17 protein-coding genes and 1 pseudogene are annotated in these 17,054 nt (G+C 68.6%); 4 read left to right on the top strand and 14 right to left on the bottom strand.

The window, feature by feature from the left end; all coding sequences use genetic code 11:
- The 5 genes from ASF41_RS04375 to ASF41_RS04395 all read right to left on the bottom strand — a co-directional run bounded on the left by ASF41_RS04375 (position 1) and on the right by ASF41_RS04395 (position 6,790).
- On the bottom strand, positions 1 to 756 hold the full coding sequence (locus tag ASF41_RS04375) for a glucose 1-dehydrogenase (protein WP_056491104.1): 756 nt from the start codon (positions 754 to 756) through the stop codon (positions 1 to 3).
- A 191-nt stretch (positions 757 to 947) separates the two neighbouring features.
- A complete protein-coding gene (locus tag ASF41_RS04380; RefSeq protein ID WP_082501459.1) occupies positions 948 to 1,898 on the bottom strand; it encodes a LysR family transcriptional regulator in 951 nt (316 codons plus the stop codon).
- Between the two features lie 55 nt (positions 1,899 to 1,953).
- Complete coding sequence (locus ASF41_RS04385; protein ID WP_056216025.1) at positions 1,954 to 3,927, bottom strand: acyl CoA:acetate/3-ketoacid CoA transferase; 1,974 nt, start codon at positions 3,925 to 3,927, stop codon at positions 1,954 to 1,956.
- 323 nt (positions 3,928 to 4,250) lie between these two features.
- Complete coding sequence (locus ASF41_RS04390; RefSeq protein ID WP_056216028.1) at positions 4,251 to 5,606, bottom strand: hybrid sensor histidine kinase/response regulator; 1,356 nt, start codon at positions 5,604 to 5,606, stop codon at positions 4,251 to 4,253.
- Positions 5,603 to 6,790, bottom strand: a complete 1,188-nt coding sequence (locus tag ASF41_RS04395; RefSeq protein ID WP_056216030.1) for an FIST N-terminal domain-containing protein — start codon at positions 6,788 to 6,790, stop codon at positions 5,603 to 5,605. The genes ASF41_RS04390 and ASF41_RS04395 overlap by 4 nt, the downstream gene beginning before the upstream one ends.
- Before the next feature lie 143 nt (positions 6,791 to 6,933).
- Between ASF41_RS04395 and ASF41_RS04400 the strand changes: the two genes are divergently transcribed.
- Positions 6,934 to 7,593 (top strand): response regulator transcription factor, encoded by a 660-nt coding sequence (locus ASF41_RS04400; RefSeq protein ID WP_082487530.1) that lies wholly within the window; start codon positions 6,934 to 6,936, stop codon positions 7,591 to 7,593.
- A 33-nt stretch (positions 7,594 to 7,626) separates the two neighbouring features.
- On the opposite strand, the gene ASF41_RS04405 is transcribed toward ASF41_RS04400, so the two are convergent.
- From ASF41_RS04405 to ASF41_RS26400, 3 genes are all read right to left on the bottom strand, one after another.
- Entirely contained in the window at positions 7,627 to 8,064 is a 438-nt protein-coding gene (locus ASF41_RS04405; RefSeq protein WP_056216034.1) for a PRC-barrel domain-containing protein, read from the bottom strand.
- Between the two features lie 92 nt (positions 8,065 to 8,156).
- A complete protein-coding gene (locus ASF41_RS04410) occupies positions 8,157 to 8,660 on the bottom strand; it encodes a DUF2721 domain-containing protein (protein ID WP_056491107.1) in 504 nt (167 codons plus the stop codon).
- 71 nt (positions 8,661 to 8,731) lie between these two features.
- Complete coding sequence (locus tag ASF41_RS26400; protein ID WP_274534730.1) at positions 8,732 to 8,857, bottom strand: hypothetical protein; 126 nt, start codon at positions 8,855 to 8,857, stop codon at positions 8,732 to 8,734.
- Positions 8,858 to 9,452: 595 nt separating this feature from the next.
- Between ASF41_RS26400 and ASF41_RS04415 the strand changes: the two genes are divergently transcribed.
- Complete coding sequence (locus ASF41_RS04415; RefSeq protein WP_055947098.1) at positions 9,453 to 9,818, top strand: SWIB/MDM2 domain-containing protein; 366 nt, start codon at positions 9,453 to 9,455, stop codon at positions 9,816 to 9,818.
- 94 nt (positions 9,819 to 9,912) lie between these two features.
- Here the strand turns inward: ASF41_RS04415 and ASF41_RS04420 are convergent, their stop codons facing one another.
- The 3 genes and pseudogenes from ASF41_RS04420 to ASF41_RS26575 form a co-directional block, all read right to left on the bottom strand.
- Positions 9,913 to 12,057: a helicase-related protein gene (locus tag ASF41_RS04420; RefSeq protein WP_056491110.1), complete on the bottom strand. Its 2,145-nt coding sequence runs from the start codon at positions 12,055 to 12,057 to the stop codon at positions 9,913 to 9,915.
- Positions 12,058 to 12,109: 52 nt separating this feature from the next.
- Entirely contained in the window at positions 12,110 to 12,391 is a 282-nt protein-coding gene (locus ASF41_RS26570) for a hypothetical protein (RefSeq protein WP_407067252.1), read from the bottom strand.
- 89 nt (positions 12,392 to 12,480) lie between these two features.
- Positions 12,481 to 12,720, bottom strand: a pseudogene (locus ASF41_RS26575) (DUF892 family protein); the annotation flags it as partial.
- Positions 12,721 to 13,123: 403 nt separating this feature from the next.
- Here ASF41_RS26575 and ASF41_RS04430 point away from each other — a divergent pair.
- Complete coding sequence (locus ASF41_RS04430) at positions 13,124 to 13,390, top strand: hypothetical protein (protein ID WP_056216044.1); 267 nt, start codon at positions 13,124 to 13,126, stop codon at positions 13,388 to 13,390.
- 60 nt (positions 13,391 to 13,450) lie between these two features.
- Here the strand turns inward: ASF41_RS04430 and ASF41_RS04435 are convergent, their stop codons facing one another.
- Together ASF41_RS04435 and ASF41_RS04440 are read right to left on the bottom strand one after the other, a co-directional pair.
- Positions 13,451 to 14,035 (bottom strand): sigma-70 family RNA polymerase sigma factor, encoded by a 585-nt coding sequence (locus ASF41_RS04435; RefSeq protein WP_056216046.1) that lies wholly within the window; start codon positions 14,033 to 14,035, stop codon positions 13,451 to 13,453.
- Complete coding sequence (locus ASF41_RS04440; RefSeq protein WP_056491113.1) at positions 14,035 to 14,382, bottom strand: NepR family anti-sigma factor; 348 nt, start codon at positions 14,380 to 14,382, stop codon at positions 14,035 to 14,037. The genes ASF41_RS04435 and ASF41_RS04440 overlap by 1 nt, the downstream gene beginning before the upstream one ends.
- A 368-nt stretch (positions 14,383 to 14,750) precedes the next feature.
- On the opposite strand from ASF41_RS04440, the gene ASF41_RS04445 reads away from it, so the two are divergent.
- Complete coding sequence (locus ASF41_RS04445; protein WP_200917588.1) at positions 14,751 to 15,692, top strand: glutaminase; 942 nt, start codon at positions 14,751 to 14,753, stop codon at positions 15,690 to 15,692.
- A 126-nt stretch (positions 15,693 to 15,818) separates the two neighbouring features.
- Here the strand turns inward: ASF41_RS04445 and ASF41_RS04450 are convergent, their stop codons facing one another.
- Complete coding sequence (locus tag ASF41_RS04450; protein WP_056216051.1) at positions 15,819 to 16,859, bottom strand: glutamine synthetase beta-grasp domain-containing protein; 1,041 nt, start codon at positions 16,857 to 16,859, stop codon at positions 15,819 to 15,821.
- Positions 16,860 to 17,054 lie beyond the last annotated feature (195 nt).

The following is a 17,054-nucleotide window of genomic DNA, read 5'->3' on the forward strand; positions in this document are numbered from 1 at the left end:
TCAGAGCGACCAGCCGCCATCGACCGAGATCGCGGCGCCGGTGACGAAGGCGCCCAGCTCGGCGCTCATCCACAGGACCGCCTCGGCGATCTCCTCGGGCCGGCCCAGGCGGCCGACCGGCTCCAGGTCGATCGCCTTCTGGATGTCGCCCCCGGTGAAGCGGTCCATCATCGGCGTCGCGATGTTGCCCGGCAGGACGGCGTTCACCCGGATGTTGGCGGTGGCGTAGTCGAGGGCGGCCGACTTGGTGAGACCGATGACGGCGTGCTTCGAGGCGGCGTAGCTGGCGCCGCCGGCGACGCCCCGGATGCCGGCGCCCGACGCGGTGTTCACGATGACGCCGCCGCCCTGGCGCAGCATCTGCGCGATCTCGTGCTTCATGCAGACGAAGGTGCCGCGCAGGTTGATGCCGAGGATACGGTCCCAGTCCGCGAGGGCGATCTCCCCCACCGGTGCCGCGACGTTCTCGACGCCGGCATTGTTGAAGGCGATGTCGAGCCGGCCGAAGGTCGCGACCGTCTCAGTGATCGCCGCCTCCACCTGCTCCGGCCACGCGATGTCGCAGGCGAGGACCAGCCCCTCGCCGCCGACCTCTCGGATCGCCTCCGCGGTCGGCTGCAGCGCGGCCTCGGTCCGATCGAGGATGGCGACGCGGGCCCCTTCCCGGGCGAAGGCGATGGCGGTGGCGCGCCCGATGCCGCTCGCGGCTCCGGTGACGAGGGCGACACGGCCGGTGAATCGATCGGGACGGGACATGGGCGGGACCTCACGGGTTCGGAAAGCGGGACGTCCCGGATTCGCGGGATGTCCCGATGACCGCGTCGCCATCGGCCCCTCGACCCGGAGCGCCCACCGCGATGTAGGCGGGGCGAAAACGAGGCGTGAGCCGGCATCGCCTCATCGGAGCGATGAGTCCCGTTCATCGTTCCCGGCCGATCCGCCGCGACCTAGAAGCCGAGCGGGCGCATCTCGCGGATGAGGGCAATGAGCAGACGCAGGCCCGTCGGCAGCTGACGGCGCCCCGAATAGTAAAGGTGGAATGCGGCGCCGGACGCAGACCAGTCGCCGAGCACGCACCGGAGCGCGCCCGCCCGGACCAGCGGCGTCACGCAGGGTTCGGGCAGGTAGGCGAGGCCCGCTCCGGCCTGGGCGAGGGCCACCGCGAGGCCGGTACTGTCGAGGGTCAGCGCCCCCGGCACATCGACGGCGATGGCCTCGCCGTGCCGCTCGAACTCCCAATGATAGATGCGGTCGTCGCCGAGCCGGACGCGCAGGCCGCGATGGGCGAGAAGGTCGTGGGGATGCGCCGGCACCCCGAAGCGCTCCAGATAGGCGGGCGCGCCCACCACGACCCAGCGGATGTCGGCGGAGAGGCGCTGCGCGACCATGTCCTCCGGGACCGTGTCGCCGTAGCGGATCCCGGCATCGGCGCCCGCATCGACCACGTCGAGCAGGCGATTCGCCACGCGCACATCGATCGCGATGTCCGGGTAGCGGGCGAGGAAGACCGGAAGGACCGGGGCGAGGAGGAGCGCGCTCGCGTGCTCCAGCACGTTGAGGCGCACGCGCCCGGCCGGCGCACCGCGATGGCGGTTCAGCGCCTCGACGGCCTGCCCGATCGCCAGGAAGGGCCCATCTAGCGACGCGAAAAAATCCTCGCCGGCGGCGGTGAGGGTGACGCTCCGGTTGGTCCGGTTAAGGAGGCGGACGCCGAGCTGCGTCTCGAGACCCTTCAGGGCATGGCTCAGGGCCGAGGCGCTGACGCCGAGTTCGAGGCCCGCACGCCGGAAACTGCGATGCTTCGCGATCGCCAGGAAGGCCCCGAGGGCCGGCAGGCTGGGACGAGGGGGTGGCACGGACCGGTTGTGCCGGCGCGGAAGCGCCGACGCAAGAACCATGAGCGCGCCTCAACGTGGCGCGACGCCGGCGTCCGGGCCGACGACGCCCTTCAATTTACGCCGCCGAGGCGATCGCCGTGGAGGCGCGGCGCACCTTGCCGGCGCCTTCGAGGAAGGCGTGGGCGTCCTCCTTGCGCTCGAAGACGTGGGGGGCGAGGCCGCGGCGGTTGAGGGCCTCTTCCATCTTCAGGCGCAGGAAGGCACTGGTCGCGTAGCGCGTGGTGGTGAGATAGTAATTCGCCTGCAGGTATTGGATCATGTGGGCGTAGTCGTCGTAGAGGTTCTCGTTGATGCGGAACCCGTCGTGGTTGACCACCGTGTTGACTCGCTGGCCGGCCTTCTTGCAGGCTCCCACCAGCACCATGCGCAGGTCGTCGAGGTCGCTCTTGGCGCGGGCGTGCCAGCCCTCCAGGTTCACGAACAGGATGTTGCGCTCGGTGTCGTAGCTCACCCGCTCCGGCAGGTTGAGGTTCAAGAGGTCGGCGAGCAGTTCCATCGGCTCGTCGCGGAACAGGCGGGCATCCATCGGCATCGGCTGCTTGATGATCGGCCGGAAGCCCATATGGGGCAGGATGTCCCGCTCGATGTCGATGCCGGGGGCCACCTCGATGAGTTCCAGCCCCTCGTCGGTGAGCTGGAAGACGCAGCGCTCGGTGACGTAGATCACCGGCTGCGAGCGCATCTGCGCATAGTGCCCGCTGAAGGTGATCTGCTCGACCTGCGGCAGGAATTTCTGCGAGCGCCCTTCCGTGACGATCCGGAGCTTGCCGTCCTCGATCACGGTCTCCAGGCCGCCCACCGTGAAGGTGCCGGCGAAGACCACCGAGCGGGCGTTCTGGCTGATGTTGATGAAGCCGCCGCAGCCGTTGAGGCGCCCACCGAACATGCTGGTGTTGACGTTGCCGTGCTGGTCGCACTCGGCGAGGCCGAGGCAGGTCATGTCGAGGCCGCCGCCGTCGTAGAAGTCGAACATCTGGTTCTGGTCGATGACGCAATCGGCGTTCGTTGCCGCGCCGAAGCTCGACCCCGACGCGAGCACGCCGCCGACCGCGCCGGCCTCGGTGGTCAGGGTGATGTAGGGGGTGACCTTCTCCTCGTTGGCCACCGCCGAGATGCCCTCGGGAGCGCCGACGCCGAGGTTGACGACGCCGTTGGGTGGCAGCTCGAAGGCCGCGCGCCGGGCGATGACCTTGCGGGCGTCGAGGGGCATCTTCTTCATGCCGCTCACGGGCACGCGGATCTGGCCGGCCAGCGCCGCATCGTGCTGCACGCCGTAGTTCATGCGGTGCATCTCGGGCTCGGCGAGCACCACGCAATCCACCAGGATGCCGGGCACGCGGACGTCCTTGGGCAGCAGGAAGCCGTCATCGACGATGCGCTCGACCTGCGCGATGACGATGCCGCCGTTGTTGCGCGCCGCCATGGCCTGGGCGAGGCAGTCCAGGGTCAGCGCCTCCTTCTCGAAGGAGATGTTGCCCGACGGATCGGCCGAGGTGCCTCGGATGAAGGCGACGTCGATCTTGGTGGCGGTGTAGAACAGCCACTCCTCGCCATCAACCTCGACCAGTTTGACGATTTCGTCCTGGGTCACGGTGTTGACCCGGGCGCCGCCGTGGCGCGGATCCACGTAGGTGTGCAGGCCCACCTTGGAGAACAGTCCCGGCTGGCCGGCGGCGCAGGCCCGGTAGAGCTGTGAGATCACGCCCTGGGGCAGGTTGTAGCCGAGAATCTTGTCTTCCTGCGCGGCCTTAGCGACCTTCGGCATGCGGCCGAAATTGGCGGCGATGACGCGCTTCAGCAGGCCTTCGTGGTGCAGGCGCCCGGTGCCGAGGCCTTTGCTGTCGCCGGCCCCCGCCGTCATGATCAGGGTCAGGTCACGGGGTGCGCCGGTGTCGACGAAGCGCTTCTCCAGGGCAGCGTGCAGCGCCTCCGGAATGCAGCTCTGGACGAAGCCCGTCGTGGTGACCACGTCGTTGTGCCGGATCAGAGCGATCGCTTCGCCAGCCGTGATGACCTTGTTTTTCTTCATGAACCGGGCCGTCCTCCGCACCCCAGGCCGGCGACGGGCGGCAGGTCAGAGCCTGGAGCGGGTCGCACATGGGGAAGTCTTATTCTGACGCGACAGCGTAAAGATCCGCAGGAAGCTTCGCAAGGGCACCACAACTCTCGTTGCAGCGCAATTTTATCTTGGTGCAATGCAAATTTTTCAATCGCGTATCAAATTGAACTAACAGTGCGGCCGCAAAAGATTTTGCGTTCCTGCGGCCGGGATGCACCAAGACGGAACGATGCCTCCGACACGGCCAGGATTATTCAAAATACTCTTGGGATGAGCATCCTTCGGGAGCCCCCTTACGTCAGCAGATAGGTCAGGAGCGCCCGCAACTCGGCCGGCCGCACCGGCTTATGGACGAGTTGCGCCCCGAATTCGGCGACCTGCGCCTCGATCTCCGGAGAGTGGTTGGCGGTGGTGACGATGACCGGCAAACGGGATTCGGCACGGGCCTGAAGGTGGATCGCCACGTCGAGGCCGCAGGCGCCGTTGTCGAGATGGTAGTCGAGGATGAGCAGATCCGGCAGGCTTTTCCCGGCCGCCAGCGACGCCGCCACCCCGGCCAGGTCGCGATGCACGCAGACCTCGGCGTCCCAGGTGCGCAGGAGGCGCTCCAGGGCATCGGCGGTGGGCGGATCGTTCTCCACCACCAGCACCCGCGCGCCGGTGAGCCGGGTCGTCACGGGGGCGGACGGAACCGCGCGCTCCGGCGGCGTCAGGCTCACCGGGACGGTCAGGGCCATGCGGGTGCCGCGCCCGACCCGGGAGGCGAGATCGAGGGGATGATCGAGGGCCTGCGCCATGCGGCGCACGATGGAGAGGCCGAGGCCGAGGCCCGGCTCGCCCCCCTCCCCCTCGGCACCCCCCCGGAAGAATTCCTCGAAGACCAGGCCCTGCTCCGCCGGCGCGATGCCGCAGCCTGTGTCGAGCACCTCGATGCGGCAGGCGTCCCCGCGGTGGCGGATCGCCACCAGCACGCCGCCCTGCCGGGTGTAGCGGATGGCGTTCGAGACGAGGTTCTGCAGGATGCGCTGGAGCAGCATCGGATCGCTCGCCACAGCGAGGTCGGGCCCGCGCACGGTGAGGCGCAGCCCCTTGCGCTCGGCGAAGGGCCGGAAGCTCGCCGCGATGCCGGCGAGAAGCTCGCCGAGGGCCACCGGCTTGATCGCTGGGCGTACCACACCGGCATCGAGCTTCGAGATGTCGAGGAGGGTCTTGATCAGGTCCTCGATGATCTGGAGCCCGCGCTCGATCTGCCCCGAGATCGCCGCGGCCTCCGGACCGAGGCCGAGGTCGGCCAGGGCCGAGGCCGAGAGCCGGGCCGCATTGAGCGGCTGCAGGAGGTCGTGACTCGCGGCCGCGAGGAAGCGGGTCTTCGAGCGGTTGGCGTTCTCGGCCTCCTCCTTGGCCGCCACCAGGGCGGCGTTGGAGCGCTCCAGGCGGTGCATCAGCCCGGTCAGCTCCTCTGTGCGGGTGCGGACGCGCCCCTCCAGCATGGTGGCGGTCTGAAACAGGGAATAGGCCCCGCCCTGCTGGTCCATGCTGCGCTCCACATGGGCCATCAGGGCCGCGTTGATGCGCTCCAGCTTGGCGATGCGCCGCAGGTTCGCGTCCTCCTCCGGGGCGGGGGACGCGGCCTCGGGCGGCAGGATCATGGCTCGGCCTCGCCGCGGGCCGGCTCGCCCCGCCCGATGGCGATGCCCGTGAAGGTCTGGTTGAGGTGCATTGACCGGTACTGCTCGCCGTAGGTGTCGAAGCCCACGATGTCGTAGCGCCGGTAGAGGTCGACGATGCCGTGCCGCACCTGCCGGCTCTCGGCATCGAGGCGGCGCAGCACGCACTCGAAGCCGATGACGAGATCGATGCCGCCCAGCGCCGCGTCGAGGCGGGCGAGTTCGGCTTCCGTGGCCGCCACGATGTCGCGCGGGCGCGCCAGGGTGAGCACCACGCCTTCGTCGATGGCGCAGAAGAAGCTGAGCGAGCCGTCCGCGTTCATGCGCCGGATTGATCGGCAGAAATACTCGCCACCGACCTTCACCGCGAGCGGATAGGCGGCAAAGCTCATCGGCGACAGGCGCTCCGGATCGAGCCCCACCGCCATGGCGTATTCGCGCGCCGCCGGTTCCGCATTGAGCTCGTGGACGGTACGCTGCTCGTCGTCGGAGGCGGTGACGACGAACTTGGTCGCGGTCGGCTCGAAATTGTCGCTCTTGAAGATCTGGATCGGGAAATCCGAATCCACGAGGAGCAGCACGGCGGCGCGCTGATGGATTCGGCCGTCATGGAGCAGCACCGTCTCGCGGAAGGTGAGGTCGTCGCCCGCCGAGCCGCCCACGAGGGGGATGCCGTCCAGGGCCCAGGCGATGGCCGAGACCACCGTCTCCTCGGCGTTGGTGAGCCCGTCGATCAGCGAGAGGGCGAAGCAGCGGCCGGATGCCGGATCGGCGCCCGCGCCGTCGAGGCTTCGGCGCAGGGTCCGTACGCTGGAAGCGGTCCGCTCCACGTCGAGGTGGTCGATGGCGTCCAAGAGCGTGGAAACGATGCGGAAGCCCGCCTTCGGGAAGGCGATCACGACGAGGCCGCGATCAAGGCCGCCCGCCGGCGAGATGCCGCCCGACATGGTGCAGCCCGCGATGCCCGCACCCGGAAAGCGCGCGCTGAGTTCGCGATTCAGGATCTCGACGTCGTAATCGGCCGAGAAGAAGGCCACGATCTGGGCGACGGGACGCGGGCCGATGGCCGCGCCGATCTCCGCGATGGCCCCGTCGGCCGCGGCGGCGTCCGTCCACGCCGTCGTGATGCCGCACAGATGCGTGCGCACCTGCGTCCCCTGTGCCACGTTCCATTCCCCGCCTGCGCGTCGCGTGCCGGACTTGACGCCCGGTTCTCCGCGGTGACACGAGTATGTCGGGCGGCCGGCTCCCGCGCAATGCGGCACCGAACAGCTCGGGAACAGGGGCGCACGCACCGGGCGGAACGGGCATGCATCTCCTCATCGTCGACGATCACCCGCTCTTTCGCGACGCGCTCGCCAGCGCGGTGGGGCTCGCCTACCCGGACGCGACGCTGCACGAGGCCGACGGCATCGCCAGCGCCTGTGCCGTACTGGCGGCGCAGGCCGCCATCGAGATCATTCTCCTCGACCTGTCGATGCAGGGCGTGACCGGCTTCGAAGGCCTGCTGGCGATCCGGGCGCAGGCGCCGCGGGTCCCGATCCTGGTCGTCTCCGGACTGGAGGATCCGCGGATCATCCGGGAGGCGCTGGATCACGGCGCCGCCGGCTTCGTGCCCAAGGCGGTCGACAAGGCGACGCTGACACGGGCCATCGCCGACGTTCTTGCCGGAGGACTCTGGGTACCGGCGAGCCTGCCGAACGCGACCCTGCCCCCGTCGTCCGCCCGCAAGGCGCCGATCGCCGAGCGGGTCGCGAGCCTCACGCCGCAGCAGGTGCGGGTGCTGGCGATGATCCGCCAGGGCAAGCTCAACAAGCAGATCGCGCACGAGCTCCAGGTCGGGGATTCCACCGTGAAGGCCCATGTCTCCGAGATCCTGCGCAAGCTCGACGTCATCAGCCGCACGCAGATCGTGATCGAGACGGCGCTCCTCGACTTCGACCGGATCCTGGCGGCGCCCGAGAGCTGACCGGCCCGGCGAGCCCTCGAGCGGCGGGTCCCTTCAGGCCGTGGGAACCTTGGAGCCGCCGTAATGGCCGTCGACTCGCCCGCCGAAGGCCGGGTCGGCGAAGGGATCCTCGCCGGGGCCGTGGGTGGGCGCCCCCGCCAGGGTGTCGCGGTCGATGTCCACGATGTAGCCGCCGAGATCGACGCTGTAAGTCAGCGCCCGCCAGGGCACGGGATGGTAGCTCTCGCCGAGCCCGAGGAAGCCGCCGAAGGAGATGACGGCGTAGGCGACCTGGCCCGAGACCTTGTCGACCATGAAGTTGTAGACGGTCCCGATCGACTCGCCCTCACGGCTGTAGGCGGCGGTGCCCTCGACCTTGTTCGACGCGATCAGGCGCCGGGTCTCGTCGATCGCGACGCCCTCGGCCGAGGGGTCGAGCTCCATCGAGCCGGCCGGGCGGATGCTGCGCTCGTTCGGGAGGTCCGTCGGCATGCGCATTCCTTTTGCAGAGTGGATTCGGGCGGCGGGGGCACGGGATGCCGCGCTCGACCGGACAAGCCGCCACCCGCGCGGGGGTTCCGGATTCAGGCCCGCTCGTCCACCGGCACGCCGGTCTCCTCGGCCACCTCGATTTGGCGCACGGCCACCCGTTGACGCATCCCACGGCTCGCCAGCAGCATCTCGAACCCGAAGACCATCAGGGCGCTCAGGGTGCAGAGGATGGCGAGGCCGAACAGCACGAACAGGATGTCGGCGACGGTGGCGTCCCGCAAGGCCCCGACGAACAGCGTGAGGACCGCCCCGCAGGTGGCGACCCCGCCCAGCGCCCCGAGGATCACGGCGGCGTCGAGGGCGAGGGAGCGCCGGCGGAGCGCGTTCATGCGCCGCGCCAGGCGGACCTGGTCGAGGCCGGAGGCGCCGTCGATCGCCTGCGAGATGCGCTCCGCCTGATCGGCCACCCGGGCGAGGCGGGTGCCGAAGACGTTGAGGAGCGTCGCGATGCCCGAGAGGAGGAAGACGGGCGTCAGGGCGATCTGGATGATGTGAGCCGTGCTGTCGAGGGACGAGGCGACGGAGTTGTCGAACATGAAGGGGTGATCGCGACCGGGACGGAACCCTGGCGCAACGTTCGAGGACGCGGGCGGTTCGGGGCCGCCGGTCAGATCAGACCGGCATCGGCACGGCCGCCGGGACCGGTCTGGGCCTCGATGGAGACCAGCGTGCCGAGTCCGATGATGAGTGCGACGGCGGCACCCAGCGAAAGCGTGAAGGCAAGGAGGATCATGCCCCCGGTTTCGTCGATCGCCCTTAAGGTTCGCTGATGCCCCGGCCGCCGCTCCGTCCCGAAATCGGACGTAGCGGGCTCGATCCGGGTCCAGATTCCGAGGATCCCGTCGCGCCCGGGAGTCCGATCAATTCTTCAAGGCGGTCGGAAATTCTTGCGCCCACGCCCGCACCTCTGGGCCGAGGCGCGGGCGTGGGCCGGAATCGCTCCCCCACACGACGTCTAAGCCGGGCTGGGGCCGGGGGTGGGTGCCGGAGCACGGGCTGGCACCGTGCCACCGAAAATCCCCTAACCAACTGTAACTCTAGAGCTTTTCGCGCAGCTCTACGAGCCGCCAAGCCGTTGGCTCCCTTCGCCTTCATGCCAAAGTACAGGTCGATGACGATGAAGTTCTCGTCCAAGTCGAGGCCATCTCACTTCGCCCTGGGGCGGCCTCGACCGGAGACGAGCCTCCGCGCCTGTGGATGACGAGCGCGCCGAGGGCGGTTTTCCCTTGGAACGCTCGCGGCACCGCTTAGTTGTTGCAGCTATGCGCTGCGAGGCCACCGGCCGTGGGCGTACCGGCGCTCACCGTCGACATCCGGAGGAACACCCCATGGCAAAGAGCACCACCAAGACCGCCGAGAAGGCCGCCCCCAAGGCTGCCCCGAAGGACGCCGAGAAGCCCGCCGCCAAGGGCAAGAAGGTCGCCGCGCCGAAGGGTGATGGCGCCAAGCCGAACGCCCTGCAGCAGCCGCTGAAGCCGTCCTCCGAGCTCGCCGCCGTCGTTGGCGACGCCGCCCTGCCCCGTGGCGAGGTGGTCAGCAAGGTCTGGGAATACATCAAGAAGCACAACCTGCAGAATCCCGAGAACAAGCGCGAGATCCTCGCCGACGACAAGCTGAAGAAGGTCTTCGGCAAGGACAAGTGCACCATGTTCGAGATGAACAAGCACTTGGCCGCGCACCTCAAGTCGGCCTGAGCCCAGCCGTTTGAAGCAACACCCCGGATCGGCGTCGGGGAGGGGCTGCCCCCTCCCCTGGCCGACCGGTTTTCGTGGCCCGAGGGCGACCTGATCAGCCCCGCGTGCCCGACCGGCGCGTCCGCCGCTCGACCTTGCGGGTCGCCGTCTCCCGAAGATGGTGCTCGATCGCCCCGTTGGCGCGTGCCCGCATCGTGCGCATGGCCTCGGCATCGTCGAAGGTCTCGGGAAAGCGCCGGGACAGCCAGAGATAGGCGCTGGCGAGCTTCACCGTCCGCTCCTGGTAGTCCAGTTCGCCCGCGAGGTTCGCCCGGAGAGCCGACACCGTCGTGCCCGCCGCGCGGGCCTGGGTCCAGCGCTCCAGCAGGCCGAGGGAGACCGGGTCGCGCCGGTCCACCGGGCAGACCGAGAACGCGAACTTCTCGGCGATGGGCAACCGCGCCTTGTCCACCACGCGGGCGATCTCCAGGATCTCCTCCAGGGCGGAAGGCTGGAACGGCGAGCCCGCGTAGAAGGTGGCGCGGGCGAAATGCGCCAGTACCTCGCGCAGGCTGTCGGTGCGCATCTCCTCGGCCACGGAATTGATCGCGATGAGGTCGGGGCGCACGTAGAAGCGCGTGTCGGCGGCCGGCGCCGTGGGAGCCCCGGCCAGCGCCGCCCGGATCGGCTCCAGCCCGGTCTCGTCAACGGCAGCGACGTAACCCTCGTCCTGATGCCCGAACCGGCCCGCGCGGCCCGCGATCTGGCGAATCTCCGAATTGGTCAACCCCCGCTCGCCGACCCCATCCCACTTGCGCACCGCCGAGAAGACGATCCGCTTCAGCGGACCGAGGTTGAGGCCCATGCCGATGGCATCGGTGGTGACGAGGACGTCGGCCTCGCCGGTCCGGAAGCGCGCGGCCTCCGCGCGCCGCACCTCGGGCGAGAGTGCTCCGTAGATCGTCGCCACCCGGTGCCCGGCCGCCACCAGGATCTCGCGGTTCTCGTGGACGGCCCGGCGCGAGAAGGCCACCACCGCGTCGCCCGGCATCACCTTCTCCAGGGGAACGGGCGTCTCCTGCAGCACCAGCGGCGTCTTGCGCACGAAGGCGATCACTTCGAGGGACTCGTTGGCGGCCTCCGCGGCGCGGCGCACGGCGGCCAGCGCATCGTCGGAGCCGCAGACCACCACGGTGCGGGCGGCGACCCCGAACAGGGCGTTGGTCCAGGCCCAGCCCCGATCGGGATCGGCGATCATCTGGATCTCGTCGATCACCGCGACGTCGACGGGCCGCGTGAGGTCGGCGGTCTCGATGGTGCGGGCGGTGTGGGTCGGGTTGAGGTCGCCCAGCGTCTCCTCGCCCGTTACCATGCCGGCACGCAGGCCGCGCTCGGCCAGGGCCTCGTAGTTCTCCAGCGCGAGGAGACGCAGGGGCGCGAGGTAGGTGCCGGTCTCAGCCGCCCGCAGCATCTCCAGGGCGGCGTAGGTCTTGCCGGAATTGGTCGGCCCCATGTGGAAGATGATGCGCCGGCCGAGGCGCCGGGCCGCGGTGAACTTCTCGATATAGGCGCCGAAGCCGACCTGGTCGCGCAGGCGGCGCAGGCGGGAATCCTCCCGTGCCACGGTGCGGGCGCGGGCGCGCACGCCCTTCAGGGTGTCGGTGAGCGATTGGTTCAGGTTCGGCGAGAGGAGGAAGGCGCGCGAACGCAGCGAACGGTCGAGGTGGTCGATATAGGTGGCGGCATCGGCGCCGACCTCGTGCAGGTCCTCGGCGACCTGCTCGCGCAGGCGCTCCACGGCGCGGCGCAGGGACTTCGCAGTCCGCAGCCCGGCCTCGGCGACGGCGGCACGCAGTTCCTCGAGGCGCCAGCTCGGATCGTTGCGATGGGCCATGCCGGAGAGGATGCCGGCGACACCCGTCTCCGGCTTCGCGTCGATCCGCAGGTCGAGGCGCCCGCCATCGAGGACGGAGATCAAGGTCCGGATGGTCCAGGCGATGCTGCCGTCCCGCATCACCGCGGCGCGCAGGCTGGGGATCGCCTTCCTCACGGCCGCAACTCCGCCCTCCGCGAAGGTGCGCCGCGCCTTCAGCTCCCGAAGGGCCTTGGCGACCACCGCGTCCTCGACGAGACCGCCATAGTCCGGCAGGCCGAGATGCAGCCGGAGGGCCTCCACCTCGACGCTCCGGGGCGGCAGGCCGAGGCGGACCGCCGCCTCCAGCAGGATCTCGTTGGTCGGTCGCGCACGCTTGCGGGCCATGGGCCTCTCGTCGGGGAGTCTCGATCCGCCGCGGACGGACGACCGGGCGGCGTCAGGGTGCGCGGGACGCAACCCAAAAAGCAACGGCTCCGATCAGCGCAAGGCCCTCCGTGCACCGCCCGGTCGGACTCCGGCCGCGCGCGGACCGACCTGACGCTCGGCCCTGGCGGCGAGCAGGTGGTCGGTCGCCTTTTTCGCGTTGAGGTTCTGCTGGAGCGCGCTGGCACACTCCTCCCGTCCCGGGCGCTTGGCCCGGGACGGGAGGAGTGCCGTAGCGGGCGATCTCGTCGTGCTCCACGGCCTGGGCCGAGGCCACGAGGACAGCGTCCCGCACAGCCTTGTGTCGACGATCTCGCCGTCCTCCGCGCCGGCCTCCTCAATGAGGCCGCTGATCGCCGGACAGGTCACCGCCTTGGGGCTGGGGCCGTGAATCTGGAAGACTTTCGCCAGTCGCTGGATCGGGTCCTCGGTTTGGCGCAGGTGGATCGCGAAGCGCTGCTTCAGTTCCGGATGCGTCCTCCTCGCGTTCATCTTGCGTAGCGCTTTCGTGATCCGGTGCTCCGCGTCGTAGATCTCGTGGATCGTGGGGACGATGAGGTCGTCGCGGGTTTGATGTCGCGGGTGCCCACCCCCAGGGATGCCTCCGCTGGTGTCGTCGTGCAGAACCGAGGAGCCGACAGGAAATTCGGCTCCTCCTGCTGGTCGGCGTACCCCCGAGCCACCAGGGCCAGGGCCCGTGCATCGAGAGGCTAGTCTCGGGGTGCCTTGATGAAACGCGCATGATTCGAAAACACGTCGCTTGTGCTTCGTGCTCGCGAGGCAGAGCTTCGCACGAGCCCGATCTACAACTTAGGGCTGGAAACCGAACAACAGTCTGGGCCTCTTTGTAACAAAATCCTCCATTTGTTTTTGCTTCGTTCTTGATGAAGGTTATTAAGGCCCCGCTTCTCTCTTGCTAATTTGGATTCGGGTCGACCCCGAAAGGGCCGCTTGGGCGGCGGATCGCCTTGCTCGCTCGGCGGGTCGTCGGACCCTGCGCGTCCACACACGTCAGGGAAGCGATACGATGCACGAGAATTCCGCCGGACCGGCCGCATTCTGGGCCTCGGTGGCGAACGACGTCACGTCGCGGGTCGAGCCGGTGCTGGCCCGGGACGGCAAGGCCCGAGAGGGCGTGATCGAGTATCTGCGCGACCTCGAAGCGGTGGCCCTGCGCGACGGCAGCAGCCGCGAAGCCTTGCAGGTGATCGCTTCGGGCCGGCGCCTCCTCGGCGACCGGAGCGATACCCCGCCCGCCGAGATCGCCCGCGCGGTGCGGACAGCCTTGATCTGATCCCGAGCCGGACGCGAGATGCGTCCGGCTCGGGCTGATGCCCTCAACCGGCGATGTCCCTTACCCGGGAGGCGACCCCAGGGCCGCCCGCGTGAACGCATCGGCGCCGATCTCGTCGGTGCCGTTCATCCCGAGGCTCTCGATGAGCCGGCCGCGGGCGCGGCTGACACGGCTCTTCATGGTGCCCACGGCGACCCCGCAGATCTCCGCCGCCTCCTCGTAGGTGAAGCTCTGCGCACCGACGAGGACAAGGGCCTCGCGCTGGCTGAACGGCAACGCGTTCAAGGCCTCCTGGAACTCGCGCATCTCCACCCGGATCTCCTGCTCAGGCAGGCTGGTCAGACGCCCTGCCAGGGCACCGTCGGCGTCCTCCACCTCGCGCTTGCGCTTGCGCTGCTCGGAATAGAACAGGTTGCGCAGGATGGTGAACAGCCACGCCGTCAGGTTGGTGCCCCGGGTGAAACTGTCGGCCTTGGTCCAGGCCCGCACCAGGGTGTCCTGGACGAGGTCGTCGCTGCGGTCGAGATCGTAGGTCAGCGAGAACGCGAAGGCGCGCAGGGCCGGAATCGCACCGAGCAGGAGTTCACGCATCTCGGCATCGGCGCCCTGCGGCGTGCCGACCCGTTGGGGCATCGCGTTGGTCATCAGGATCCTCGCGTGGTGCTGCGGGCGGCCAGATCGGCGAGGAGGGCGTCGAAGCGGTCGGGGAGCGGCTGATTCAGCACCTCGGCATAGAGGAGGCGCAGGTTGCGTCCGATGCGCCGGCGCGCCTCCACCGTCATGCCGGCTTCGCCTTGGCGGGCCCAGGGTGATGGAGGCGGCGCGACGCCGGAAGTTCCGGCGCGCGCGGCCTCGGGCGCGCCCGCTTCGGAGCGGGCGACCGCCATCGTGGCCGTTGTTTCCGCGGCCCCGCGGGACGCCGCCATCGGCGCGACGAGGGAGAGATCGCCTGGATCTGCGCTGCGGTTCGGGTCGCTCGAATCAATGCTCATTGCTACTCGTCGCTCGACGGCCGGGGCCGGAGAGTCCGGAGCGCCGTCATTTCGGCGGCCGTGCTACGGCTGCGCGATTTAACGACCTCTGAAAAAAGCATTCATCTGATCTTAAGCCGCCGAATGCAGGCGAAAGACCACGAGCATTAAATAGAAACAGTTAGAAACAAATGTGATACATCACCGAAGCGTCGCCGTTATGGTTCTATAGTCCCACAATCCTGTCGCCAAGCTGAACAATACGGTGACGGTGTTGAGCCTGGGCGTCCAAGCCCACCGTGCCATCCCGGGCCGGGCCGGATACCGGCATGGCCCGGGGTTTGCGCCCGTCGCCGAACCCTCGTTCCAGCCCTCCCCCGGAATCGCCCATGAGCCTCGACGTGCCCGACCTCGACCATGTCGTTCGCGAGATCGCCGACGAGATGCGGGAGCGGCCGGACCGAGGCGAGGTGGCGACCTACATCCCCGAACTCGCCGGTGTCGATGCCAAGGCTTTCGGTCTCGTGGTGATCGATGCCGAGGGGCGGATCGCGGCCGGCGGCGACAGCGACGAACCCTTCTCGATCCAGAGTATCTCCAAGGTCTTCACCCTGACCCTCGCCCTCGGCATGGCCGGCGACCGCCTCTGGCGCCGCGTCGGGCGGGAACCCTCGGGCAGCCCCTTCAACTCCATCGTCCAGCTGGAGCGCGAGCGCGGCATCCCGCGCAATCCGTTCATCAATGCCGGGGCGATCGCGGTAACGGACCTGATCCTGTCCGGCCACCAGCCCCGTGAGGCCATCGGCGAGATCCTGCGTTTCATGCAGTTCCTGGCGCAGGATTCCAGCATCGCCATCGACGAGGCGGTGGCTGCCTCCGAGCTGCGGACGGGCTTCCGCAACATGGCGCTTGCCCACTACATGAAGTCCTTCGGGGTGCTCGACAATCCGGTCGACTTCACCCTCGGCGTCTACTTCCACCACTGCGCCCTCAGCATGTCCTGCCGGCAGCTCGCCCAGGCGGGCCGGTTCCTCGCCCATTCGGGGCGCAACCCCCTGACGGGGTTGTCCGTGGTGTCGCCCGAGCGGGCACGGCGCATCAACGCGGTGATGCTCACCTGCGGACATTACGACGGCTCGGGGGAGTTCGCCTATCGGGTGGGTCTTCCGGGGAAGAGCGGCGTCGGCGGCGGCATCCTGGCGATCGCGCCGGGCAAGGCCTCGATCGCCGTCTGGTCGCCCGGCCTCGACGCCTCCGGCAATTCCCATCTTGGACGGATCGCCCTGGAGATGCTCACCCGGCGGCTGGGCTGGTCGATCTTCGGCGCTTGAAGGCGGGAGGACCGACTCGCTCCGACCGACTTGCCATCCGAACAGGCAAAAAGAAGGGCCCGCCTCGTAGAACGCGGCGGACCCTGCCTAGGTTCGGAGCAAAATTGACGAATTGACGCCTAAAAACTAGGCAGCCGCCTGCTGACTCGTCGCGGTCGGAACCGAGGAGATCGTCTTCAGGATCTGCGAGGCGATCTGGTAGGGGTCCCCCTGGCTGTTGGGACGGCGATCTTCGAGGTAGCCCTTATATTCGTTGTTCACGAAGCTGTGCGGCACGCGGATCGAGGCGCCCCGGTCGGCGACGCCGTAGCTGAACTGGTCGATCGCCGCCGTCTCGTGCTTGCCCGTCAGGCGCATGTGGTTGTCGGGGCCGTAGACGGCGATGTGGTCGTCGAGGTTCTCCTTGAAGGCCGCCATCAGGGCTTCGAAATACGCCTTGCCGCCCACCGTGCGCATGTGCTCGGTCGAGAAGTTGGCGTGCATGCCCGAGCCGTTCCAGTCCGTCGCGCCGAGCGGCTTGCAATGGTACTCGACGTCGATCTCGTAGGTCTCGCACAGACGCTGCAGCAGGTAGCGGGCGACCCACATCTCGTCGGCGGCCTTCTTGGAGCCCTTGCCGAAGATCTGGAACTCCCACTGGCCCTTAGCCACCTCGGCGTTGATGCCCTCGTGGTTGATGCCGGCATCGAGGCAGAGATCCAGGTGCTGCTCGACAATCTTGCGGGCGATGCTGCCGACTTCCTTGTAGCCGACGCCGCAGTAATACGGCCCCTGCGGAGCCGGATAGCCGGAGGCAGGGAAGCCGAGCGGACGGCCATCCTTGTAGAAGAAGTACTCCTGCTCGAAGCCGAACCAGGCGCCGTCGTCGTCGAGGATGGTGGCGCGCTTGTTGGAGGCGTGCGGGGTGACGCCATCCGGCATCATGACTTCGCACATCACCAGTACGCCGTTCTTGCGCGTGGAATCCGGGAAGTGGCGCACGGGCTTCAACATGCAATCGGAGCTGCCGCCTTCGGCCTGCATCGTCGAGCTGCCGTCGAAGCCCCAGAGCGGAAGCTGCTCAAGGGTCGGGAACGCGTCGAATTCCTTGATCTGGGTCTTACCGCGAAGGTTCGGCACCGGAGTGTAGCCGTCGAGCCATATATACTCGAGTTTGTATTTCGTCATTCCGAGCCTCTCGTCCTGAAGCGATGCGACATCCCAGGACACCTGACGGGATTCGCAGCCATTGCTGACTGAGGCGGCCTAAGCAACGTTCGCGCCAACCGGCACCGGTTCGGTGCTGCGGCATTTGGGCGGGAGAGGCTTCGCGTGAGACTTCGTTAACGGATCCGGACTAGCGCTGAGAGGATCAGGAGATCG

It is taken from the genome of Methylobacterium sp. Leaf111 (assembly GCF_001423285.1).
Taxonomy (GTDB): domain Bacteria; phylum Pseudomonadota; class Alphaproteobacteria; order Rhizobiales; family Beijerinckiaceae; genus Methylobacterium.

Excerpts from the sequence above, each read along its gene's own strand:
- ASF41_RS04375 (WP_056491104.1), bottom strand. The coding sequence starts at position 756 with ATGTCCCGTCCCGATCGATTCACCGGCCGTGTCGCCCTCGTCACCGGA.
- ASF41_RS04380 (WP_082501459.1), bottom strand. The coding sequence starts at position 1,898 with ATGGTTCTTGCGTCGGCGCTTCCGCGCCGGCACAACCGGTCCGTGCCA.
- ASF41_RS04385 (WP_056216025.1), bottom strand. The coding sequence starts at position 3,927 with ATGAAGAAAAACAAGGTCATCACGGCTGGCGAAGCGATCGCTCTGATC.
- ASF41_RS04390 (WP_056216028.1), bottom strand. The coding sequence starts at position 5,606 with ATGATCCTGCCGCCCGAGGCCGCGTCCCCCGCCCCGGAGGAGGACGCG.
- ASF41_RS04400 (WP_082487530.1), top strand. The coding sequence starts at position 6,934 with ATGCATCTCCTCATCGTCGACGATCACCCGCTCTTTCGCGACGCGCTC.
- ASF41_RS04405 (WP_056216034.1), bottom strand. The coding sequence starts at position 8,064 with ATGCCGACGGACCTCCCGAACGAGCGCAGCATCCGCCCGGCCGGCTCG.
- ASF41_RS04410 (WP_056491107.1), bottom strand. The coding sequence starts at position 8,660 with ATGTTCGACAACTCCGTCGCCTCGTCCCTCGACAGCACGGCTCACATC.
- ASF41_RS26400 (WP_274534730.1), bottom strand. The coding sequence starts at position 8,857 with ATGATCCTCCTTGCCTTCACGCTTTCGCTGGGTGCCGCCGTCGCACTC.
- ASF41_RS04415 (WP_055947098.1), top strand. The coding sequence starts at position 9,453 with ATGGCAAAGAGCACCACCAAGACCGCCGAGAAGGCCGCCCCCAAGGCT.
- ASF41_RS04420 (WP_056491110.1), bottom strand. The coding sequence starts at position 12,057 with ATGGCCCGCAAGCGTGCGCGACCGACCAACGAGATCCTGCTGGAGGCG.
- ASF41_RS04430 (WP_056216044.1), top strand. The coding sequence starts at position 13,124 with ATGCACGAGAATTCCGCCGGACCGGCCGCATTCTGGGCCTCGGTGGCG.
- ASF41_RS04435 (WP_056216046.1), bottom strand. The coding sequence starts at position 14,035 with ATGACCAACGCGATGCCCCAACGGGTCGGCACGCCGCAGGGCGCCGAT.
- ASF41_RS04440 (WP_056491113.1), bottom strand. The coding sequence starts at position 14,382 with ATGAGCATTGATTCGAGCGACCCGAACCGCAGCGCAGATCCAGGCGAT.
- ASF41_RS04445 (WP_200917588.1), top strand. The coding sequence starts at position 14,751 with ATGAGCCTCGACGTGCCCGACCTCGACCATGTCGTTCGCGAGATCGCC.
- ASF41_RS04450 (WP_056216051.1), bottom strand. The coding sequence starts at position 16,859 with ATGACGAAATACAAACTCGAGTATATATGGCTCGACGGCTACACTCCG.